Annotated in this window: 18 protein-coding genes; 9 read left to right on the top strand and 9 right to left on the bottom strand. The window is 74.1% G+C overall.

Translation table 11 applies throughout. The features are described from left to right. The first annotated feature begins 111 nt into the window (after positions 1–111). Positions 112–999 (top strand): helix-turn-helix domain-containing protein, encoded by an 888-nt coding sequence (locus ACH4F6_RS05550; protein WP_397958573.1) that lies wholly within the window; start codon positions 112–114, stop codon positions 997–999. Positions 1,000–1,050: 51 nt separating this feature from the next. Here ACH4F6_RS05550 and ACH4F6_RS05555 read toward each other — a convergent pair whose 3' ends face one another. Next, positions 1,051–2,457 carry a glycoside hydrolase family 16 protein gene (locus tag ACH4F6_RS05555; protein WP_397958574.1) on the bottom strand — a complete coding sequence of 469 codons (1,407 nt, stop codon included), beginning with the start codon at positions 2,455–2,457 and terminating at the stop codon, positions 1,051–1,053. A gap of 273 nt (positions 2,458–2,730) precedes the next feature. Beyond that, positions 2,731–3,303 (bottom strand): rhodanese-like domain-containing protein, encoded by a 573-nt coding sequence (locus tag ACH4F6_RS05560; RefSeq protein ID WP_397958575.1) that lies wholly within the window; start codon positions 3,301–3,303, stop codon positions 2,731–2,733. 78 nt (positions 3,304–3,381) lie between these two features. Here ACH4F6_RS05560 and ACH4F6_RS05565 point away from each other — a divergent pair, with 78 nt between their 5' ends. Then, complete coding sequence (locus ACH4F6_RS05565; RefSeq protein WP_384654800.1) at positions 3,382–3,660, top strand: metal-sensitive transcriptional regulator; 279 nt, start codon at positions 3,382–3,384, stop codon at positions 3,658–3,660. Between the two features lie 551 nt (positions 3,661–4,211). On the opposite strand, the gene ACH4F6_RS05570 is transcribed toward ACH4F6_RS05565, so the two are convergent. The 3 genes from ACH4F6_RS05570 to ACH4F6_RS05580 form a co-directional block, all read right to left on the bottom strand. Continuing rightward, entirely contained in the window at positions 4,212–6,317 is a 2,106-nt protein-coding gene (locus tag ACH4F6_RS05570; RefSeq protein ID WP_397958793.1) for an MMPL family transporter, read from the bottom strand. 246 nt (positions 6,318–6,563) lie between these two features. Further along, a complete protein-coding gene (locus ACH4F6_RS05575) occupies positions 6,564–7,262 on the bottom strand; it encodes a response regulator (protein WP_397958576.1) in 699 nt (232 codons plus the stop codon). Further along, positions 7,259–8,485, bottom strand: coding sequence for a sensor histidine kinase (locus ACH4F6_RS05580; protein WP_397958577.1), 1,227 nt, complete (start codon positions 8,483–8,485; stop codon positions 7,259–7,261). Before ACH4F6_RS05580 ends, ACH4F6_RS05575 begins: the two co-directional genes overlap by 4 nt. 459 nt (positions 8,486–8,944) lie before the next feature. Between ACH4F6_RS05580 and ACH4F6_RS05585 the strand changes: the two genes are divergently transcribed. Continuing rightward, positions 8,945–10,282 carry a 6-phospho-beta-glucosidase gene (locus ACH4F6_RS05585; RefSeq protein ID WP_397958578.1) on the top strand — a complete coding sequence of 446 codons (1,338 nt, stop codon included), beginning with the start codon at positions 8,945–8,947 and terminating at the stop codon, positions 10,280–10,282. Between the two features lie 59 nt (positions 10,283–10,341). After that, positions 10,342–13,395 (top strand): alpha-mannosidase, encoded by a 3,054-nt coding sequence (locus ACH4F6_RS05590; protein WP_397958579.1) that lies wholly within the window; start codon positions 10,342–10,344, stop codon positions 13,393–13,395. Positions 13,396–13,806: 411 nt separating this feature from the next. Here the strand turns inward: ACH4F6_RS05590 and ACH4F6_RS05595 are convergent, their stop codons facing one another. After that, positions 13,807–14,949 (bottom strand): ATP-grasp domain-containing protein, encoded by a 1,143-nt coding sequence (locus ACH4F6_RS05595; protein ID WP_397958580.1) that lies wholly within the window; start codon positions 14,947–14,949, stop codon positions 13,807–13,809. A gap of 336 nt (positions 14,950–15,285) precedes the next feature. On the opposite strand from ACH4F6_RS05595, the gene ACH4F6_RS05600 reads away from it, so the two are divergent. Together ACH4F6_RS05600 and ACH4F6_RS05605 are read left to right on the top strand one after the other, a co-directional pair. Then, on the top strand, positions 15,286–16,146 hold the full coding sequence (locus tag ACH4F6_RS05600; protein ID WP_397958581.1) for a metallophosphoesterase family protein: 861 nt from the start codon (positions 15,286–15,288) through the stop codon (positions 16,144–16,146). After that, on the top strand, positions 16,143–16,832 hold the full coding sequence (locus ACH4F6_RS05605; RefSeq protein WP_397958582.1) for a 4'-phosphopantetheinyl transferase: 690 nt from the start codon (positions 16,143–16,145) through the stop codon (positions 16,830–16,832). Before ACH4F6_RS05600 ends, ACH4F6_RS05605 begins: the two co-directional genes overlap by 4 nt. 64 nt (positions 16,833–16,896) lie before the next feature. Here the strand turns inward: ACH4F6_RS05605 and ACH4F6_RS05610 are convergent, their stop codons facing one another. From ACH4F6_RS05610 to ACH4F6_RS05620, 3 genes are all read right to left on the bottom strand, one after another. Continuing rightward, positions 16,897–17,148, bottom strand: coding sequence for a hypothetical protein (locus ACH4F6_RS05610; RefSeq protein WP_397958583.1), 252 nt, complete (start codon positions 17,146–17,148; stop codon positions 16,897–16,899). 233 nt (positions 17,149–17,381) lie between these two features. Next, a complete protein-coding gene (locus ACH4F6_RS05615) occupies positions 17,382–17,930 on the bottom strand; it encodes a toxin-antitoxin system, toxin component (protein ID WP_397958794.1) in 549 nt (182 codons plus the stop codon). A gap of 32 nt (positions 17,931–17,962) precedes the next feature. After that, positions 17,963–18,613, bottom strand: coding sequence for a helix-turn-helix domain-containing protein (locus ACH4F6_RS05620; protein ID WP_397958584.1), 651 nt, complete (start codon positions 18,611–18,613; stop codon positions 17,963–17,965). A 229-nt stretch (positions 18,614–18,842) separates the two neighbouring features. On the opposite strand from ACH4F6_RS05620, the gene ACH4F6_RS05625 reads away from it, so the two are divergent. The 3 genes from ACH4F6_RS05625 to ACH4F6_RS05635 all read left to right on the top strand — a co-directional run bounded on the left by ACH4F6_RS05625 (position 18,843) and on the right by ACH4F6_RS05635 (position 21,829). Further along, positions 18,843–19,508: a hypothetical protein gene (locus ACH4F6_RS05625; RefSeq protein WP_397958585.1), complete on the top strand. Its 666-nt coding sequence runs from the start codon at positions 18,843–18,845 to the stop codon at positions 19,506–19,508. Positions 19,509–19,933: 425 nt separating this feature from the next. After that, on the top strand, positions 19,934–21,088 hold the full coding sequence (locus ACH4F6_RS05630) for a glutathione-independent formaldehyde dehydrogenase (protein ID WP_397958795.1): 1,155 nt from the start codon (positions 19,934–19,936) through the stop codon (positions 21,086–21,088). 225 nt (positions 21,089–21,313) lie between these two features. Then, positions 21,314–21,829 carry a VOC family protein gene (locus tag ACH4F6_RS05635; RefSeq protein WP_397958586.1) on the top strand — a complete coding sequence of 172 codons (516 nt, stop codon included), beginning with the start codon at positions 21,314–21,316 and terminating at the stop codon, positions 21,827–21,829. Positions 21,830–21,861 lie beyond the last annotated feature (32 nt).

The raw sequence follows: 21,861 nt of genomic DNA on the forward strand, positions 1-21,861 counted from the left end.
TTCAAAGGTAAAAGTCTGACTTTTTCGCCGGAAGGTCTCGGTGTGTCAGGCTGTGGTGAAACTGGGACACCCGGCGGGCGCGGGGTGCGAACGAGGCGGCACGAGACGGACATGACGGACAACGCGATCCGGGGCAGCGGGATCAGCACCTTCCCCTTCCCGGTCGGTCTCAGCGTCGGGGGCGTCGGCATGCACGTCGGCCCCATGGGTGCCCAAGGCGCCTGGCACGACGCCCACGCACCCCTGGAGCGTGTGCACCGGATCGACTTCCACGTCGTCCTGCTCTTCACCGACGGCCCCGTCCGTCACATGGTCGACTTCTCCGAGTACGAGGCGACGGCCGGCGACGTCCTGTGGATCCGCCCGGGCCAGGTCCACCGCTTCTCGAAGTCGAACGAGTACCGCGGAACCGTGCTGACCATGCAGCCCGGCTTCCTGCCCCGCGCCACGGTCGAGGCCACCGGCCTGTACCGCTACGACCTCGCGCCGCTGCTCCACCCCGACGGACCCCGGCTGGCCGGCCTGCGCGCGGCCCTCGACCAGCTGCGACGGGAGTACGAGGACACCGCCACCCTGCCCCCGAGCCTGCACGCCGCGGTGCTGCGGCACTCCCTGACCGCGGTCCTGCTGCGGCTCGCGCACCTCGCGGTCAGCACCACGGAGGCGGCCCGCCGGCAGGCGGACACCACCTTCACCCTCTTCCGGGACGCCGTGGAACGCGACTTCGCCGTCAACCACAGCGTCAGCGCCTACGCCGACGCGCTCGGCTACTCCCGCCGCACCCTCGTGCGCGCGGTCCGCGCCGCGACCGGCGAGACGCCCAAGGGCTTCATCGACAAGCGGGTCGTCCTGGAGGCGAAGCGCCTGCTCGCCCACACCGACCTGCCGATCGGCCGGGTCGGCGCGGCCGTCGGCTTCCCCGACCCGGCGAACTTCTCCAAGTTCTTCCACCAGCACACGGACATGACACCGGCGGCGTTCCGCGCGGAACTGCGCTGAAACGCCGCCGGGCCGGCCGCCGTCACCGGGCCCCGGGGCCCGCCTCCGGGCTCAGCGGCCGAAGGTGAACCAGTTCACGTTCACGAAGTCCGACGGCTGACCGCTGGTGAAGGTCAGGTAGACGTCGTGGGTTCCGGTGACCGGGGTGATGTTCGCCGGGACCGTGCGCCACGACTGCCAGCCGCCGGTGTTGCCCACCGCGAAGCTGCCGACCGGCGCGTTCCCGCGGCTGTCCAGGCGCACCTCGACCAGGCCGCTGACGCCGCTCGCCGCGCCGCTCGCGACGCGGCCGTGGAACTGCGTGGCCGCCGAGGAGCCGAAGGTGACGCCCTTGAACAGCGCCCAGTCGCCGTTGGCGAGGGAACCGATGTTCTGGCCGCCGCCGGTGTCGGTGGTGGTCTCGGTGATCACTCCGGACTGGCCGTCGTGGGACTCGGCCTGGATCGCGGCGTAGGCGTCGCGGTTGCCGGTCGGGGGCGGCGTGGTGCCGCCCCCGCCGCCCGAGGCCTGGAGCACCTGCACGTAGTCCACGACCATGGGGACGCCCGAGCGGGTGTCGCCGTCGAGGCCGCCGCCGAACGCGTCGGGGAAGCCGCCGCCCATCGCCACGTTCAGGATGACGAAGAAGCCGTGGTTGGTGGCGTTGTTCCAGGTGGTGGCGTCGACCTGGTTGGCGCTGACGGTGTGGTAGGTGACGCCGTCGACGAGGAAGCGGATCGCCTCGGGGCTCGCCGAGCGGTCCCACTCCATCGTGTAGGTGTGGAAGCCGGACTGGCAGGTGGTGTTGGGACAGGCGGTGGAGTTGCCGATGCCGCTGGTCTCGTTGCACGGGCCGCCCGGGTTGGTGCCGCAGTGCATCGTGGACCAGACCCGGTTCAGGCCCTGGACGTTCTCCATGATGTCCAGCTCGCCGACGGCGGGCCAGTTCTGGTAGTTGCCGCGGTAGGGGGCGCCCAGCATCCAGAACGCCGGCCAGTAGCCCTCGGCGGCCGTGCCGGTGACGTTGGGCATCTGCAGCCGTGCCTCGACGCGCAGTTTGCCGCCGGACGGGGGCTGGAAGTCGGTGCGCCGGGTCTCGATGCGGCCGGAGGTCCAGCGGCCGGCCGAGTCGCGCAGCGGTGTGATGCGCAGGTTGCCGTTGCCGTCGAGCGAGACGTTGCTGGTGCTGCTGGTCATCGTCTCGACCTCGCCGGTGCCCCAGTTGGCGGGACCGCCCGGGTACGAGGTGCCGGTCGCGTACTGCCAGTTGGAGGTGTTGACGCCGGTGCCCGCGGCGCCGGTGAAGTCGTCGAGGAAGACCTGCGTCCAGCCCGTGGGGGGCGTGGGCGCGGAGGCGTTGGCCGACGGGGTGGCGACGGTGGCGGCGGCCGCCGCGAGGCCCAGCGTGCCGACGGCGGCGACGACCGCCCGCCACAGGGAGCGGCGCCGTCTGGGGGAGGTGCCGGAGGGTTCACTCATGGGTGTGCCTCTCGGGTACGGAAGTGGGGGTGCGCGGGTGCCTCGAAAGCGCTGCGGGGAGTTTCTGAGAGCGCTCTCAGAGTGGGCCCAATGTGCTCCCGACCCCTCCGGCCGTCAAGAGGTGAAGCGGTGAAAGTCCCCCCGGTGCCGGTGAGTTCATTCCATGAATGGGTGCGAATCGGCTGAAAGCCGTGGTGGACCGCTCCGCCGCGGCACGGGCGGCGGGGGCCGGCGTGGTCGGCCCGCGCGGCCCGCGCGGCCGCCCGGGGCGCGTCAGGCGGCCAGTCGCGTCAGGGTCTCCTCGAAGGACACCGCGTCCCGGGGCGGCCGGTTGTGCGGGAGCCTGGCCAGGAGGGCGGCCATGCCGCAGGTGTCGGTCACGCCGGAGAAGACCAGGCCCGCGCCGACCAGTCCGGACAGCCAGTGCGCACGCGACCGGGCCAGGCCCGCCGCGAAACCGGCGACGACCAGCGACCCGGCGGCGAGGCGCACCTGGCGGTCCATGGGCCACGGTGCACGGGATCCCGTCGACCGCTCGACGGGGTGGCCGGCCGCCGCCCAGGCGCCGGTGCCGCCCTCCAGCGTGGCGGCCGCGATGCCGAGCGACGCCAGCCGGTCGCAGGCCTCGGCGGACCGGGCGCCGGACGCGCATACGATCAGCAGCGGACGGTGCGCGGTCGCCGAGCCCAGGGCGCTCGCCGCCTCGTCGAGCCGGTCCAGGGGGACGTTGTGCGCGCCGGGGAGGTGGCCGCCCGCGTACTCGCCGGGAGTGCGGACGTCGACGACGGTGTACTCGCCGAGGCGGCCGGAGACCGCGGGAAGGGTCACCGCGGTGGGTGTGGTCACGGGAAGAGAACCTTTCTGTGGAGCGTTTCCCCCACGGGTAGAATACCTACGGGGGTATCGGGCGGAGAAGGAGGAAGTGTGCAGCTCGACATGTCGGCCGAGGAGCTCAAGTCGGCGCTGAACCGGCTGCGGCGGGCCCAGGGCCAGCTGGCGGGGGTCATCCGGATGATCGAGGAGGGCCGGGACTGCGAGGACGTCGTCACTCAGCTCGCGGCCGTCTCCCGGGCCCTGGACCGGGCCGGTTTCTCGATCATCGCGACCGGCCTGGAGCAGTGCATGACCAGTGAGGACCCGCAGGTGCGGGACTCCGCGCAGATGAGGGCCCGGCTGGAGAAGCTCTTCCTGTCCCTGGCGTGAGACGCCCCCCGGCGCGCGCCGCGCGCCGGGGCCCTCCCCTTCGCGCGGCTCGCGTCGGGACCGTTCCCGTTCCGCGCGGCCCGCGTCGGGAATCCTCCCGCCCCGGGCGGCTCGCGTCGGGACCGTTCCCGTTCCGGGCGGCTCGCGTCGGGACCGTTCCCGTTCCGGGCGGCTTGCGTCGGGGTCGCTCTCGGTCCGGGCGGCTCGCGGTGGAGCCGTTCCCGTTCCGGGCGGTGGCTCGCGGTGGGGTCCGTTCACGGCGAGGTCCTCACCGCAGGGCCGTGACGCTCATCGCGAGGGCCACGGCCGTCGGGGCGGCGCCGAAGACGCGCCGCGGCGTCCCGGCACGCGGCCGCCGCGGCCGGCCGCGTGCCGGGCGGTCCCCAGGAGGTCCGGACGCGTCCCGAGCGGCTTCCGCGCGGGTCCGCGGCGGCTCCCGGGCGGGTCCGCGGCGGCTTCCGGGCGGGTCCGCCGCGGGTTCGAAGCGGGGTCCGCGCGGGTTCGAAGCGGGGCCCGAGCGGTCGGAGGGGGTTTGACCGGTCGGAGCGGGTTCAGGCGCCCGTCGTCGCGGGCGGCCGTGCCGTGGCCTCCTCCTCCCGCAGCCCGAACCGCTCGTGCGCCCGGCGCAGGGGAGCCGGCGCCCACCAGGCCCGCCGGCCCAGCAGGGCCATGGTCGCCGGGACCAGGAGCATGCGGACGACGGTGGCGTCGATGAGGACCGCGAGGGTGAGACCGAGACCGATCTGGAGGATCGGGGAGAAGCCGCCGGTCATGAACGCGGCGAAGACGACGGCGAGCAGCAGGGCCGCGCAGGTGACCACCCGGCCGGAGCGGCGCAGGCCGGTCACCACGGCCTCCCGGTCGTCGCCGGTCAGCTGCCGGGCCTCGCGCATCCGCGCCAGGATGAACAGCTCGTAGTCCATGGCCAGGCCGAACGCGATCGCGACGATCAGCGGCGGGGCGGTGAGGCTGAGCGCGCCCAGGCCCTCCGCGCCGAGCAGGCCGGCCAGGTGGCCGTCCTGGAACACCCACACCACCGCGCCGAGCGCCGCGCCCAGGCTGAGCAGCGTGGTGACGATCGTCCGCAGCGGGAGCAGCACCGAACCGGTGAAGGCGAACAGCAGGGCGAAGACGCCGGCCAGCACGGTCAGGGCGGCCCACGGCGCCCGGTCGGCGAGCATCGCGCGGAAGTCGACCAGGCGGGCCGCGGGCCCGGTGACCCGCACGGGCTCGTCACCGCGGAGGTCCCGCACCCGTTCCACCAGGCCGGTCGCGGCCGCTCCGTCGACGCCGCCGGCCGGCGGCAGCTCCACGACCGTCGTACCGTCCGGCAGGTCGTGCGAGGCGGCGCGCGGGGACAGGGCGCGGATCCGGCCGGCGGTCGCCGCCGTCGTGCCCGGCTCCAGGACGACCGTCACGGGGGAGACGCCGGTGCCCGGCGGGAAGTGCGCGCCCACCGTGTCGTACAGCCGCCGCGCCTCGGTGTCCGCCGGGAGCTGCCGGGCGTCGCCGAGGTGGAGCCGCAGCCCGGCGACGGGCAGCGCCGGCACCAGCAGGACCGGGACGACCACCGCCAGGACGGCGACCCGGTGGCGGGCGGAGAAACGGGCCAGCCGGGCGAACACACGGCCCTCCTCGCCCCCCGGGCGGACCTTCGCCGGGGGGATCCGCCCGCCGAACCGGGCGAGCAGCGCGGGCAGCAGCGTCACCGCGGCCAGCATGTCGACGACGACCACCGCGGCCACCGCGAGCCCCATGCTGCGCAGGAACGTGCTCGGGAAGACCAGCAGCCCGGTCAGACTGACCGCCACCGTCAGCCCCGAGAACAGCACCGTCCGCCCGGCCGCGCCGACCGTGCGGTGCACCGCCGCCACGACGTCGTCGGTGCGGCGGCGCTCCTCACGGAAGCGGACCAGCATCAACAGGGCGTAGTCCACGGCGAGTCCGAGCCCCAGCATGGTGGTCACCTGGATCGCGTGGACCGAGATGTCGGTGACCTCGCTGAACGCGAACAGCGCGAGGAACGCGCCCGCGATCCCGCTCACCGCGATCACCAGCGGCAGCACGGCCGCGCGCAGCCCGCCGAACACCACGAGCAGCAGCGCCAGAACGACCGGCAGGGAGATCAACTCGGCATCGCGCACGTCCTCCTGGGCCCGCTCGCCGATCTGCGTACCGAGCAACGGCCCGCCGCTGACGTGGACTTCGGGCGCGTCGATCTGCCGTATCCGGGCCGCCGCCGCGTCGACGGCCGCCTCCTCGTCGTCGTCGTCCAGACCGCCCTCGAGGGTCACGGGGATGATCAGCGCCCGCCCGTCCCCGGCGGTCAGCCCGCGCGTCGCGTAGGGGTCGGGTACGGCGGCGATCCCGGCGATCGTACGGACCTCGGCGACGGCCCGCTCGACCTGCGCGCGCAGCCCGGCGTCGGCGACGGCGACGCCCCCGACGACCGCGGTGATCGACTCCCCGGCGGGGTCGGCGCGGTCGAGGTACCGGGCGGCCGCGTCCGACTCCGTGCCCGGCACCTCGGGGACGTTGTCCGACAGGCGCCCGAAGACGCCGGTGCCCAGGCCGAGGCCGAGCAGCAGGAAGAGCACCCAGAGCAGGATGACGGTGAGCGGGCGGCGGGTGGCCGCCCGGGCGAGTGGGGACAGCACGGTTCCTCCCGGCGGGGCATCGGTCGACATGCCGTCAGCCTCCTGCGCAAGGGGCCGCCGCCGGATCGCCGTCGGGAGGGGTTTCCGCGCCTCCGCCGCACGGGGGAGACACGGGCGCGGCTCACTCCCGCGGGGGAGGGGACGCGGGCCCGACACCCGCCCGGACGCGCCGGGCGCCCCGCGGCCGTCCCTCCTCGAGGAACCGGACGGCCGGGATTCGCGCGAGGGGACGGCCGTCGGCCACGGTCACGGCGTCCCCAGCTCGCCGGGCGCCCCCGGCGTCACCAGCCCCGTCTCGTACGCGCAGATCACCGCCTGCACCCGGTCCCGCAGCCCCAGCTTGCCCAGCACGTTGCTGACGTGCGTCTTGACGGTGTGCTCGCTCACGAACAGCGTCGTGGCGATCTCCGCGTTGGACAGGCCGCGGGCCAGCATCCGCAGGGTCTCCACCTCGCGGGCGGTGAGCACGTCCAGACGCCGCGGGGCGGCCCCGGCGGCGGCCTCGGCGGCGGCCTCCGCACGCCGGCGGCGCACGAGGTCCGCGACCAGCCGGCGGGTCACCGCGGGCGCGAGCAGCGAGTCACCGGCCGCCACCACCCGCACGGCGTGCACCAGGTCCTCACGCCGTACGTCCTTCAGCAGGAACCCGCTGGCGCCCGCGCACAGCGCCTCGTACACGTACTCGTCGAGGTCGAACGTGGTCAGCATGACCACCTTGCAGCCGGACCGGGCGCAGATCCGCCGGGCCGCCTCCAGGCCGTCCAGCACCGGCATCCGGATGTCGAGCAGGGCCACGTCCGGCGCGTGCCGCTCCACCGCGGCCACCGCCTGCTCCCCGTCGCCGGCCTCGGCGACCACCTCGATGTCCGGCTGCGCCTCGAGGATCATGCCGAAGCCGCTGCGCACCAGTTCCTGGTCGTCGGCGACGACCACACGGAGGCTCACCCCCGCGCCGCCCGACGGTCGCCGGCGACCGGCAGGCGTACGACGACCCGGAAGCCGCCGTCCGGGCCGGGGCCGGCCTCGGCCGCGCCCCCGCAGGCGGCGGCCCGCTCACGGATGCCGATCAGTCCGTGCCCGCCGGCCGCCCCGGGCACGGGACCCCGCCCGTCGTCCGTCACCGTCAAGGTCAACGCGTCCTCCGCCCAGTCGAGTTCGACGACCGCTGAGGAAGCGTACGCGTGCTTCACCGTGTTGGTGAGGGCCTCCTGCACCACGCGGTAGGCGGCCACCTCGCCGTCCGGGGGCAGCGGGCGCGGCTCGCCCGAGGTCCGCAGCCGCGTGCGCAGACCGGTGGACTCGCCGACCCGGCCGACCAGTTCGGCGAGCGCGGCCAGCTGCGGCTGCGGCAGCCGGTGCGCGCCGGCCCCGCCCGGCTCCTCCTTGAGGACGCCGAGGATGCGCCGCAACTGGGTCATGGCGTCCCGCCCGGTCGTGGCGATCGCGTCGAACGCGGCCTCCGCGCGCGCCGGGTCGCTGCGCACCACCACCGGTCCGGCCTCCGCCTGCACCACCATCAGGCTCACCGCGTGCGCGAGGACGTCGTGCATGTCCCGGGCGATACGGGCCCGTTCCTGCGCCCGCGCCCGCTCGGTGTCCGCGGCCCGCTCCCGCTCCAGCCGCCGGGCCCGGTCCTCCAGCTCGGCGGCGTAGGCGCGCTGGACCCGGGCCAGCACGCCGAGCGCGTACGCGCAGACCACGCTGAGGAGCTGGAAGGCGTACTCGTAGGGATCGGTGCCCTCCTTGTGCGCCATGGTGACCGAGACGCCGATCAGCCAGCCCACCAGCATGAACCGGCGCTGCCCCGGCGTGGACAGGGCCGCCGTCGCATGCAGGACGACCAGGCCGCCGTACATGACGTCCGGCGGCGGCGCGTGGTGGACCGCCTGCGCCGTGGTGGCCGCCGACACCGCCCACGCGGCCGCGAACGGCGCCCGTCTGCGCCACACCAGCGGTACGGCGGTGGCGGCGCCGAGGAGCCAGCCCGCTGCGCTGAGCCGGTCACCGCCCTCCTCCGGGAAGATCCACTGCAGGGAGGCGGCGAACAGCACCAGCGCGGCGAGCGCGGTGTCCACGGCGTACGGGTTCGCCGTGCGCAGCCGGGCCACGGCGGACGTGAGCAGGGGCCCGACCGGGCGGAGCCGGGACGGGGGGACGCGTGACGGCACGGGCGGCTCCTCGGGGGAAGGGCCGTCCCAGTATCGCGAGCGGGCCGCGGCCGGTCCTCACCGGTGAGAGGGAGATCGTGGGAGGCCGGTCCGGCTGCCGGACCGGGGTGCGGCGGACGCCGCGCCGCGCGCGCCGCACCGCCCGGCCCGTGGGAGCGGGGCGGGCGCTCGCAGCGGCGGGGCGTGCGGGCGCTCCCTCTCCGAGCCGGGGCGAGCGTGGATTCGGCCGGAGAGGATGAGTAGCGTTCGTCGCGTGCTGGCGGAACGGCGACACCGACTCATCCCGCGCGCCCCGCGCTCCGGCGGGCCCGCGGCCGTCACCGGTTCCCCGCGGCGGCCCGGCGCCGGCCCGGCCACCGCCGGGCGCCGCCCGTTCGGGCCGCAGGAGGGGGACCGGCTCACGCGGGACCACGTCGGCGCCGTCGTCGCCGCGGTGGTCCCGGAAGGAAAGGAGACCACGTGAAACTGACGATCCTGGGCGGCGGCGGATTCCGGGTGCCGCTCGTGTACGGAGCGCTCCTGGGGGACCGTGCCGAGGGGCGGGTGACGCGGGTCGTCCTGCACGACCTGGACGCCGGTCGACTGCATGCGGTCGCCCGTGTCCTGGCCGAACAGGCCGTCGGCGTCCCCGACGCCCCCGAGGTGACGACCACGACCGACCTCGACGAAGCCCTGCGCGGCGCCGACTTCGTCTTCTCCGCGATCCGCGTCGGCGGCCTGGAGGGCCGCGCCGCCGACGAACGGGTGGCCCTGGCCGAGGGCGTCCTCGGCCAGGAGACGGTCGGCGCGGGAGGCATCGCCTACGGGCTGCGCACGGTTCCCGTCGCCGTCGACATCGCGCGGCGCGTGGCCCGGCTCGCCCCCGACGCCTGGGTCATCAACTTCACCAACCCGGCCGGCCTGGTCACCGAGGCCATGTCCCGCCACCTGGGCGGGCGCGTCATCGGCATCTGCGACTCCCCGGTCGGCCTCGGCCGCCGGATCGCCCGCGTGCTCGGCGCGGACCCGCGCGAGGCCTTCATCGACTACGTCGGCCTCAACCACCTCGGCTGGGTGCGCGGTCTGCGCGTGGCCGGCCGTGACGAACTCCCGCGCCTGCTGGCCGACCCCGGCCTGCTCGGCTCCTTCGAGGAGGGCAGGCTCTTCGGCGTCGACTGGCTCCGCTCGCTCGGCGCGATCCCCAACGAGTACCTGCACTACTACTACTTCAACCGCGAGGCCGTCCGCGCCTACCAGCGGGCCGAGAAGACCCGCGGCGCCTTCCTGCGCGACCAGCAGGCACAGTTCTACGAGGAGATGCGCGACCCGGACGCGGCGGCCCTGGCGGCCTGGGACCGCACCCGGGCCGAGCGCGAGGCCACCTACATGGCCGAGAACCGGGAGGCGGCCGGCGCCGGCGAACGCGAAGCCGACGACCTCTCCGGCGGCTACGAGAAGGTCGCCCTCGCCCTGATGCGGGCCATCGCCCGTGACGAACGCACCACCCTGATCCTCAACGTCCGCAACAACGGCGCGCTGTCGGCGCTGGACTCCGAGGCGGTCGTCGAGGTGCCCTGTCTGGTCGACGCCAACGGCGCCCACCCGGTGGCGGTCGCCCCGCTGCCCGGCCACGCCACCGGCCTGGTCTGCTCGGTCAAGGCGGTCGAGCGGGAGGTGCTGGCCGCCGCGGCGTCCGGCTCCCGCGCCACGGCCGTGAAGGCCTTCGCGCTGCACCCGCTGGTCGACTCGGTCACCGTGGCCCGGCGGCTGGTCGAGGGCTACACCGCCGTGCACCCCGGCCTGGCCTACCTCGAGTAGCCTCCCGGGAGAAAGCGCTTTCCCCCCTCTCTGTCCGCCTCCTCCCCTGGAGACCCTCCATGCACGACGAACGCCGCCGGATCGAGCAGCGCGTCGAACGCGCCCACACCCAGCGCATCAAGCCCGCGATCTACGCCGCCGCCGTCCCCCTCGAGGTCGAGGCCTGGCAGGCGCCGGGGGAGCCGGTTCCCTTCGAGGAGGCCGCGGCCGCACGGTACGCGCCCTTCGCGATGGGCACCCCGTGGGGCCCGCCCTGGGGCACCACGTGGTTCCGGATGCGGGGGCAGGTGCCCGCCGAGTGGGCCGGGAAGCGCGTCGAGGCGGTGATCGACCTCGGCTTCGTGGGCGGCTGGCCCGGCAACCAGGCCGAGGCGCTGGTGCACCTGCCCGACGGCCGGCCCCTGAAGGCGGTCAACCCGCTCAACCACTACGTGCCGGTCGCCGACCCGGCGACGGGCGGCGAGCGGATCGACTACCTGGTCGAGGCGGCCTCCAACCCCGACGTCCTGGCCGACGACTTCGCGGCGCCGACGCCGCTGGGCGACGTACTGACGGCAGGCGACCGTCCACTGTATGCATTCCGCCGCGCCGACCTCGCCGTCCTCGACGAGGAGGTCTGGCACCTCGACCTCGACCTCCAGGTGCTGCGCGAACTCATGGTCCACCTCGGCGAACACGAGCCGCGCCGCCACGAGATCCTGCACGCCCTCGACCGGGCCATGGACGCCCTCGACCTGGACGACGTCTCCGGCAGCGCCCCGGCCGTCCGCGCGGTGCTCGCCCCCGTCCTGGCCCGGCCCGCGCACGCCAGCGCGCACACGATCTCCGGCGTCGGCCACGCGCACATCGACTCCGCCTGGCTGTGGCCGATCCGCGAGACCAAGCGCAAGACGGCCCGCACCTTCTCCAACGTCACGTCGTTGGCCGACGAGTACGACGACTTCGTCTTCGCCTGCTCGCAGGCCCAGCAGTACGCGTGGGTGCGCGACCACCACCCGCACGTGTGGGCCCGCATCCAGGAGTCGGTGAAGAAGGGCCAGTGGGTGCCGGTGGGCGGCATGTGGGTCGAGGCCGACGGCAACCTGCCCGGCGGCGAGGCCCTCGCCCGCCAGCTCGTCCACGGCAAGCGGTTCTTCATCGAGCACTTCGGCATCGAGACCAAGGGCGTGTGGCTGCCGGACTCCTTCGGCTACACCGCCGCCTACCCGCAGCTCGCGCGGCTCGCCGGCAACGAGTGGTTCCTCACCCAGAAGATCTCCTGGAACCAGACCAACAAGTTCCCCCACCACACCTTCTGGTGGGAGGGCATCGACGGCACCCGCGTCTTCACCCACTTCCCGCCGGTCGACACCTACAACGCCCGTTTCAGCGGCGAGGAGATGGACCGCGCGGTGCGCAACTACTCCGAGAAGGGCGCCGGCACGCGCTCCCTCGCGCCCTTCGGCTGGGGCGACGGCGGCGGCGGCCCCACCCGCGAGATCATGGAACGCGCGCGCCGCCTCGCCGACCTGGAGGGCTCGCCCAAGGTCGTCGTCGAACACCCCGACGCCTTCTTCGCCAAGGCCCGCGAGGAGTACCCGGACGCCCCGGTCTGGAACGGCGAGCTGTACCTGGAGCTGCACCGCGCCACCTACACCTCCCAGGCCCGCACCAAGCAGGGCAACCGGCGCAGCGAGCACCGGCTGCGCGAGGCCGAGCTGTGGGCGACCACGGCGGCCCTGCACGCCCCGGGCTACGCGTACCCGTACGAGAGGCTCGACCGCCTGTGGAAGACGGTGCTGCTGCACCAGTTCCACGACATCCTGCCGGGATCGTCGATCGCCTGGGTGCACCGGGAGGCGGAGGCCGAGTACGCGCGGGTCGCCGGCGAACTGGAGGCGCTGACGGCCGAGGCCGTCGCGGCGCTGGGCGGCGGCGGCCCGCGGGTCTTCAACACGAGCCCGTACGACCGCGCCGAGGTCGTGCGGACGGCCGGAGGCGCACCGGTGTTCGTGGAGGTCCCCGCGAACGGCAGCGCGCCCCTCACCGGCGCCGAGCCGCCCCGGCCGGTCACGGTCGACGGGCGGGTCCTCGACAACGGACTGGTGCGGGTGCGGGTGGCGGACGACGGGACACTGTCCTCCGTCCACGACCTGCGGGCGGACCGTGAGGTCCTCGCCGGCGCGGGCAACCTGCTCCGCCTGCACACCGACCTCCCGAACCACTGGGACGCCTGGGACATCGACAAGCACTACCGGAACCGCTTCACGGACCTGCTGGAGGCCCAGTCCGTGACGGTGACCGAGGAGGGCCCCCTCGTCGGCGCGATCCGGGTCACGCGCTCCTTCGGCAGGGGCTCCTCGATCACCCAGACGATCACCCTGCGCGCCGGCAGCCCCCGCGTCGACATCGAGACCGACATCGACTGGCACGAGGCGGAGAAGATCCTCAAGGCGGCCTTCCCGGTGGACGTCCGGGCCCCGCACTCCTCCGCCGAGATCCAGTTCGGTCACGTCCAGCGCCCCACCCACACCAACACCAGCTGGGAGGCGGCCCGCTTCGAGGTCTCCGGCCACCGCTGGGTGCACATCGGCGAACCGGGCTACGGCGTCGCCGTCCTCAACGACTCGACGTACGGGCACGACGTCTCCCGCACGGTCCGCGAGGACGGCGGCACGACCACCACCGTCCGCCTCAGCCTGGTCCGCGCCCCGCGCATCCCGGACCCCGGGGCCGACCAGGGCAGGCACCGCTTCACCTACGCGCTGCTGCCCGGCGCGAGCATCGAGGACGCGGTCGCCGAGGGCTACGCCCTCAACCTCCCGCTGCGCGTGGCGGACGCGGACGGCGCACCCGCACCGGTCGTCTCCGTGGACGGCGAGGGCGTCACCGTGGAGGCGGTCAAGCTGGCCGACGACGCGTCGGGCGACGTCGTGGTGCGCCTGTACGAGTGCCGCGGCGGCCGCGCCCGGGGCGTGCTGCGCACCGGGTTCCCGCTCGCCGGGGCCCGGATCACCGACCTGCTGGAACGCCCGCTGGAGGACGTGGACCTCGACGGCGACGGCGCGGTCCCGGTCGTCCTGCGCCCCTTCCAGATCCTGACGCTGCGTCTGCGGCGCGCCGAGACCGGCTGACCCGTCCGCACCACGCCGGGGGGGCGAGTCCGCCCCCCCGGCGACGCCGTGCCGTCGGCGGTCCGCACGAGCGCCGGCGCGCCGCGGACCGGTCCGCCCCGGTCCCCGCACGCTTCGGGCCGGCCGGTCGCTCCCCGTGACAGCGGCCGGCCGGCCCGATCCCCCGTTCCCCCGTCCGGGAATCCCCCGTCGATCCCCGGTCCCCCCACTGGCCGGTGCAGGACGTGCGGGGGGCGCTCCCACGGAGGTCCCCCGTGATCCCCCGTGTCCCCCCTCGTTCCTCCGTCGGCCTTCGGTGCTACACGGTTAAGAGCGCGCACCTCGGCGCCTGATACACCCCCGGACGAAAAAAATCCCCCGGACTCGTGCGTCCGGGGGTTCTTCGCCACGGAGGTCCCGTGACCGAGGAGGTCAGAGCGGCAGCGCCGCGGCGACCGCGGGAGCCGGGGACGACGCCTCGACGGACTCGGCCTGCGCGGGCACCGCGGGCAGCAGCGTCTCCGTCTCCTCGACGCGCTGCTGCGGAAGCGACACCGGCCGCAGCGGCCGCGGCCCCGCCACCACCGTGTAGTCCTGCCCCAGGAACGGCGGCACGACCTCCCCGGGGTCCTCGCCGAGCGCCAACTGCACGGCGGCCCACGGGGCGTTGACCCCGCACAGCGACAGCTGGTGCAGCCCGCCGGCCGGACGCGTGTTGACGTCCATCAGGACCGGCCGCCCGCCGAACATCCGGAACTGGATGTTGGACAGGTAGTGCAGGCCGAAGCCCTCGGCGATCCGCCGGGCCGGCTCCAGCCACTGTTCCTGGAGCGTGAAGCCGCGGCGGCGGCCGTTCTTGACGCGGCCGATGGCGAGGCGGACCAGGTTGTCGGGTCCGGTGAGGCAGTCCACGGACACCTCGGGCTGCTCCAGGCGCGGCATCACCAGCCAGTCCACCGGCTCGTCGGCCTGCCGCAGCACCTCCACGACCATGTCGAGCTGGACGTACGGGGTGGGGAAGCCGTTGAGGTGGGTGAGCGAGAAGGGCGCCCGCGTGATCACGCGGAAGCCCACCCCGCCCGCGCCGGACGCGGGCTTGAAGCACGCCTTGTGGCCGCCGGCCTCCAACTCCTCGACGGCGGCGACGAGTTCGTCGGCCGTCCGCACCCGCCACCACGGCGGTACGGGCACCCCGATCGCCTGGACGGCCTCGTAGGCGACCACCTTGTCCTGGAACACGGCCACGGCCTCGGGGGTGGGCGCCAGCAGCGCCGTGCCGAGCGCCGCGAAGTCGGCGCGGCGGGCCACGATCGCCGCCTGGTGCAACCGGGGCACGAACACGTCGATGCCGCGGCGCCCGCACTGGTCGAGCGCGTACTCGACGTACGCGGCCGGGGACAGGCCCTCCGGTTCCCGTTCGGCGGTGTCGGCGGCGGCCAGGACGGGCGAGTCGGCGTCCCCGTGCGTGGCGTGGATCTCGACGGCCCGGTCGTTCGGATTTCGTCGCAGCTGATCCATGAAGAACACGTTCTCCGCGTACGTGCGGTTGAGCCAGACGCGTACGCGAGAGGCCATGCAGGCCGCCTTTCACGGTTCGCGGGCACGGCGGAGCGGGCCCGTGCCCGGGCAGGGTGGAGGAAGGGACACCGAAGCGCCCCGTGCGAAGGGGCGTCCGAAGCGGAGGTGTCGGGGCGATCATACGGCTTCCCGGGGGTGCGGCGCGCAACGCCCGTGTTACGGATTTTCCGATCGTCTTCACGCCGTTCGGGGGTTCCGGTAAGGGCGCCGGACGGGCCGCCGCCGGACGTCCGCGGGGGACGTCCTTGTCCCGCGCGCGGGAATGTGTTGTCGTGGTGCCGTTCGTGTGTCCGTCAGGGGCGCACGTGTCCGAGCGGGAGCGGGGGAGCGGACGTGACGACGACGGCCGGTGGTGCCGGACAGCTGCTGGCCATCAGCGATCTGCACATCGGGTACCCCGAGAACCGCGCCCTGGTCGAGCGCATGGCCCCGGAGTCCGACGACGACTGGCTGCTGGTGGCCGGCGACGTCTCGGAGAGCGTGGCCGACATCGGCTGGACGCTGAAGACCCTCGCGAGCCGCTTCCGCAAGGTCGTCTGGGCCCCCGGCAACCACGAACTGTGGACCCACCCGAAGGACACCGTCGCCCTCAGGGGGGTCGCCCGGTACGAGCACCTCGTCGAACTCTGCCGCGAGCTGGGGGTGACCACTCCCGAGGACCCCTACCCGGTGTGGGAGGGCCCGGGCGGCCCGGTGGCGGTCGCGCCGTTGTTCCTGCTGTACGACTACTCCTTCCTGCCGTCCGGCTGCACCACCAAGGAGGAGGGGCTGGCCTACGCGCACGGCACCGGGATCGTGTGCAACGACGAGTACCTGCTGCACCCCGACCCCTATCCGACCCGCGAGGACTGGTGCCGGGCGCGGGTCGCGCAGACGGAGCGCCGGCTCGAGGCCCTCCCGGACGACCTGCCGACCGTCCTCGTCAACCACTATCCGCTGGACCGGCACCCCACGGACGTCCTGTGGCACCCCGAGTTCGCCATGTGGTGCGGCACCCGGCTGACCGCCGACTGGCACCGCCGGTTCCGGGTCGCGGCCATGGTCTACGGCCATCTGCACATCCCGCGGACCACCTGGCACGAGGGCGTCCGCTTCGAGGAGGTGTCGGTCGGCTACCCCCGCGAGTGGCGCAAGCGCCCCCAGCCGCCGGGCCGGCTGCGCCGCATCCTGCCGACGGAGGACGACGCCGCGTGATCGAGGAACTGCTGCCGCAGACGGTCGTCGCCGTGGAGGCCCACGGCGAGGAGGGCGTCCGGGAGTTCGGGGACGGTCCGCTGTACCCGCAGGAGGAGGCGCTCGTGGCACGGGCCGTCGCCAAGCGCCGCAGGGAGTTCACCCTCGTGCGCTCCTGCGCGCGGCGCGCCATGGAGAAGCTCGGCGTGCCCCCGCAGCCGGTGCTGCCCGGCGAGCGCGGCGCCCCGCAGTGGCCGGCCGGCCTGACCGGCAGCATGACCCACTGCGACGGCTACGGCGCCGCGGCCCTGGTGCGCGCCGACGACCTGGCCTCCGTCGGCATCGACGCCGAACCCCACGCGCCGCTGCCCGACGGGGTCCTGTCGGCCATCGCCCTGCCGGCCGAGGCGGAGCGTCTGCGCGCGCTGGCCGCGGACCGGCCGGACGTGCACTGGGACCGGCTGCTGTTCAGCGCCAAGGAGTCCGTCTACAAGGCGTGGTTCCCCCTCACCCGGAAGTGGCTGGACTTCTCCGAGGCCGACATCACCGTCGACGCCGGCCTCGCGGGCGGCACCCGGGGCACCTTCCGCGCCCGGCTCCTCGTGCCCGGCCCGCTGCTCGGCGACCGGCGGATCGGCCACTTCGACGGCCGCTGGACCGTGGAACGCGGGCTGGTGGCGACCGCGATCACGGTCCGGCACGCCTGATCCGGGCGGCGCGAGCAGGCGCGGAGCCCTCCCGTCCCGGCCCCGCCCTCACCCCCTGCGGCCCTCACCCCTGCGGGCAGCAGCTGTTCAGCAGCCGGAAGAACTCCTCCTCGTTGCCCGCCAGACCGGCGGCCGCCAGCGCCTGTTCCGCCTCGGCCAGGACGGCGGGCGGAACCACGGGAGGCAACCCGTCGTGCGCCGGTCCCCGGGCGTGGCCGCGGTCCTCGTCGCCGAAGGCGGCCCGGACGGTGTGCAGCAGCCGCAGGTAGGCCTGGACGGCGGTGCGCTCGCGGTCGGTCAGTACGGCAGTGGGCATCGGTCGGCTCTCCCCGTGTCGGCGTTTCCTCCCCCGCGCCCCGGCGGCGCGTACGCCACCGTGCGGCGGCGCACTCCCCAGCTTGCCGCCCGCCACTGACAATCGGGTTCCGCTCCGCACCGGTTCGCCCGCTCAGCGCAGGCCCGACCTCGTCGGACACCCCGGGGCACGACGGCCGGCGCGCCCGTGCGACGGGCGGTGAGCGACCGTCCGCCGGACGGGGACCGCGAGCCTCAGGCCCCGCCCCGCTCCTGCCGCCCCAGGTACCCCAGCGACGCCTCGATCCGCCCCGCGAGATGGTCGCGCTGCCCGCGCCCGCGCCCGCGCGCCGACGGCCCCGCGAGCCACGCACGGCACCTGCTGGCCAGCAGCAGGCCGAACCGCTCGGCGTCCCGCTCGTCGGCCAGGTCGAAGCGGGTGCGCGCGGCGACCTTGTGGACCGTCGCCTGCAGGTCCGCGCCGTCGTGGAGCAACCGGGCCGCGACGGCCGCGCCCTCGACGTGGTGACTGCAGTGGCCCGCCTTCATGTGCCACAGCTCGTGGCCGAGGATCACCAACTGGTGGTCGGGGGCGGTGCGTTCCTCGACGACGACGAGGTCCTGGTCGGCCATGTCGAGCCACAGCCCGCTGGCGGTGCCCGGCGGGAAGGCGGCCGTACGGAAGTGGACGGGGCGGCCGCGGCGCCTGCTCATGCCGTCGCACAGGGCGGTGTACAGGTCGGCCGGCGCGGCGGGGGCCGGGAGGCTCAGCTCCGCGACCAGCTCGTCGCACAGGCGGCGCATGTCCTTGGCGATGCCCACAGTCCTCCCCCGGATCACGACTCGGGCCGCTTCACGCTCTCCAGGAGCATGTCCAGCCACTCGGCGACCTTGTCGCGGTGCTGGTCGGTGGGCAGCTGTGCGGCCCGCCAGGCGATTCCGCGCACGCCGTGGTCCTGCAGCAGCCGCTCCAGCGGGTCCTCGGCGGCCGCGGCCGCCTCCCGGGCGGCGAGCTTCTGCAGCAGCTCCTGCTCGATGTGCTGAAGGGCGCCCGCGAGCGCCTCGGGGTCCTCCGCGGTGAGGAAGCCGGCGTGGACACGGAAGAAGCGCTGGATGGCGTCGCAGTGCTCCATCGTGGGGCGTCGGTCGCCGTTGATCAGGGCGCCCGCCTGCTGCCGCGACATGCCGGCGCCGTCGGCGATCTCCTGCTGGGTGTACTTGCGGCCGTTGGGCTTGAGCCGGGTGCGGCGCAGCAGGTCGAGGCGTTGCAGGAAGCGGGCCTGCACATCCGGCTCGCCGGCCGGCCGGCCGCTCAGCAGGGCCTTGACGACGGACTCGGGAACACCGCAGGCGACGGACAGCCGCCTGGTGTCGAAGACCTCCGCGTGCGGCACGCCGAGCCGGTCGGCGAGTGCGGTGACGCGGGCGACGACGGCCGACAGCAGCACCGTCGCCGTGGCGTCCGGAACCTCGAAGCCATCCGTCACCGACAGGTCTCCTACGTCTCTCACGACCCTCTCACAGGCACACCCGATCGCCGTGAACTGACCGGAGAGTAGCGGGTCTTTCGAACTCACATCCAGGTCTCGCCACAACTGTGGCCAATTTCAGCCGTCAACGAGCGTGGAATGCCACGATAGTTGACATGCCTCCCGTCGGGGCACCAGGATCGGGGCGCCGCGTGAAGGCCGCAGAGGCAAGAGGGGTGACCTCCCGATGGCATATCAGGCAGGTGGGCAGCGGTCGGTGCCGCGGCCCGTCCCCGAGGGTCCGGAGGCCCAGGCCTACCTCCAGGACTACGCCGTGTACCTGGAGGCCGTCCCCTTCCCGTCCGTCGTCCTCGACCACCGTTGGGACGTCGTCCTGGCCAACACCGCTTTCCGGTCACTTTTCCGGGAGGTGGGCCCGCACCCGACGGCCCTGCCGGGCGACAACTTCCTCCGCTTCGTCCTCTTCCACCCCGACGCGGCGTCGGTCCTCGGCGACCACGAGTCCAGCTGGTGCCTGCCGATGCTGGCCCGCTTCGCCTCGGTGCTGGAACGGCACGGCCACGACCACGGTCTCCAGGCGATCCGTCGCGAGATCGCCCAGGACCCGATCATGGAGGCCGCCTACCGGCAGGGCCTGCCGCACTGGATGCGCGCGGTCGGCGAGGAGGCGGTCGAGCACGACGGGGCCGTGCGCCCCCTGCTGCACCCGGACCCGCGCTGGGGCGCCACCGAGTGCCGCATCGTCGGCGAGACGCCGAGGACCTTGCAGGACATGGGGTACACGCGGCTGACGATGGTGCTGCGCGAGGCTCCCGCGCCCGCGCCCCGCAGGGCGCGCCGGCCCCGTCGCTCCGCGGGGCACCTCAGCGTGGTGCCCGCCCCAGAGGCCTGACCGGGCACCGTCGGCGTTCAGGTCGCCGACGGCGCCCGGGTCAGTGCGGGCCCTCTCGTACCGCGCGCGACTTCTCCTCCGGGTGATCCGCTCCTTCGGGTGATCCGCTCCTTCGGGTGATCCGCCCGGCGGGCCGGGGCGCCGGACGGGAGGCGCGACCGCCGTGACCGGCCTGCCCACCGGTCCGCTCACCGGCCCGTCCGCCCGCCCCTCGCGCGGCGCGTCCCGAGGCGGCCCGCCCGGGAACCGGGGCGGCCGAGGCCGCGGGGCCGCCCGCGCGCTCACCGACCGCGCTCACGCGCGTTCCCCGCGTCACCGGCCGCCGTGCTCCGCGGCGCCGCTTCCGCGGCGGCGGTCCGGTGGCGGGTTGCAGCCGGTGCCGCACGGCAGTTCCCTGGAAGTATCCAGACGCGGAGGTGATCCAGGTGAAAGCCGTCGTCTACGAGAAGCCCTTCAGCGTGACGGTGAAGGACGTCGACGATCCGCAGATCCAGCACCCCAACGACGTGCTGGTACGTGTCACGTCGACCGCCATCTGCGGTTCCGACCTGCACATGTACGAAGGCCGCACGGCGGCCGAGGCGGGCATCGTCTTCGGACACGAGAACATGGGCATCGTCGAGGAGACCGGCGCGGGGGTGACCTCCCTGTCCGAGGGCGACCGCGTGGTCATGCCGTTCAACGTCGCCTGTGGATTCTGCAAGAACTGCCTGGCGGGGAAGACCGGCTTCTGTCTGACGGTCAATCCGGGCTTCGCCGGCGGAGCCTACGGCTACGTGGCCATGGGGCCGTTCATCGGCGGGCAGGCGGAGCGGCTGCGGGTGCCCTACGCCGACTTCAACTGCCTGAAGCTGCCGCCGGGTGATGAGTTCGAGACCGACTTCATCCTGCTCGCCGACATCTTCCCGACCGGCTACCACGGCTGTGAACTCGCCGAGGTGATCCCCGGGGAGAGCGTGGCCGTCTTCGGCGCGGGGCCCGTGGGGCTGATGGCCGCCTACTCCGCGCTCCTGCGGGGCGCGTCGAAGGTGTTCTCGGTGGACCGGGTGCCCGAGCGGCTCGCCAAGGCGGAGGAGATCGGGGCGATCCCCATCGACTTCACCCAGGGCGACCCGGCCGAGCAGATCAGGGAACAGACAGGAGGAGAAGGCACCGACAAGGGCGTGGACGCCGTCGGGTACCAGGCCCAGGCGCACGACGACACCAGCCACGAGGAACCGGCCGTGGTCCTGAACACGCTCGTCGCGACGGTGCGGCCGACCGGCAAGCTGGGCGTGCCGGGACTGTACGTGCCGTCCGACCCGGGCGGACCCGACGAGCACGCCAAGCACGGCCAGCTGCTGGTCTCCATCGGCCAGATGTTCGAGAAGGGGCAGCAGATGGGCACGGGCCAGTGCAACGTCAAGCGGTACAACCGCCAGTTGCGCGACCTGATCATCGCGGGGCGCGCCAAGCCCAGCTTCGTGGTCTCCCACGAACTCCCGCTGGAGGAGGCGCCGAACGCCTACCAGAAGTTCGACAAGCGGATCGAGGGTTACACCAAGGTCGTGCTGCATCCGGAGCACGCGCTGGCGGCCTGAGCGCCACCGGCCGTTCCGCGGTCCGCGTTCCTCGCCCTCCGGCACCGGGGCGGCGGGGGACGCGGACCGGTGTGCGGGCGCGGATCCGCGGAGGAGGGCGGCATCCGAAGGACCGCGCGGCAATGTCGTTGAATGATCTACCAAGTGGTTATGCTGCCCGGAGGGGCCGCCGCCGTCCCCTCCGGGCGGCGGGACGTCCGCCCCCGTCGCCGCCCGAGGAGAGCCATGACCAGCACACACGGGGACGCGCAGCCGGACCGGACGGCCCTCGAGGCGCGGCGCCGGCGGATCCGCGACCGGCACCTGCGGCCGAGCGGCGAACGGCCCGCGTCGTCCGCGCGGGGCCTGCACCACACCGCGTTGATCAGCAGTGACGTCGAGCGGACGATCCGCTTCTACCAGGACGTCCTGGAGTTCCCGCTGACCGAGCTGATCGAGAACCGCGACTACCCCGGCTCGTCGCACTTCTTCTTCGACATCGGCAACGGCAACCTCCTCGCCTTCTTCGACTTCCCCGGCCTCGGCGTCGGCCCCTACGCCGAGGTGCTCGGCGGGCTCCACCACGTGGCGATCTCCGTCGAGCCCGACCGCTGGCGCCACCTGGTCGACAAGCTCGCCGGGGCCGGCGTCGAGCACGTGGTGCACAGCGAGGTCTCCGTCTACTTCCGCGACCCCGACGGCGCCCGGCTCGAACTCATCGCCGACCCCCTCGGCGAGATGTACGGCACCGAAGTGCTCTGACCCCGGGACGGACCGCCGCGTCCGTCCTCCTC

This window comes from Streptomyces sp. NPDC017936 (genome assembly GCF_044328485.1).
GTDB lineage: Bacteria > Actinomycetota > Actinomycetes > Streptomycetales > Streptomycetaceae > Streptomyces.

Coding starts and splice junctions, on each gene's coding strand:
- ACH4F6_RS05550 (WP_397958573.1), top strand. CDS start 112: ATGACGGACAACGCGATCCGGGGCAGCGGGATCAGCACCTTCCCCTTC.
- ACH4F6_RS05555 (WP_397958574.1), bottom strand. CDS start 2,457: ATGAGTGAACCCTCCGGCACCTCCCCCAGACGGCGCCGCTCCCTGTGG.
- ACH4F6_RS05590 (WP_397958579.1), top strand. CDS start 10,342: ATGCACGACGAACGCCGCCGGATCGAGCAGCGCGTCGAACGCGCCCAC.
- ACH4F6_RS05595 (WP_397958580.1), bottom strand. CDS start 14,949: ATGGCCTCTCGCGTACGCGTCTGGCTCAACCGCACGTACGCGGAGAAC.
- ACH4F6_RS05610 (WP_397958583.1), bottom strand. CDS start 17,148: ATGCCCACTGCCGTACTGACCGACCGCGAGCGCACCGCCGTCCAGGCC.
- ACH4F6_RS05615 (WP_397958794.1), bottom strand. CDS start 17,930: ATGCGCCGCCTGTGCGACGAGCTGGTCGCGGAGCTGAGCCTCCCGGCC.
- ACH4F6_RS05625 (WP_397958585.1), top strand. CDS start 18,843: ATGGCATATCAGGCAGGTGGGCAGCGGTCGGTGCCGCGGCCCGTCCCC.
- ACH4F6_RS05635 (WP_397958586.1), top strand. CDS start 21,314: ATGACCAGCACACACGGGGACGCGCAGCCGGACCGGACGGCCCTCGAG.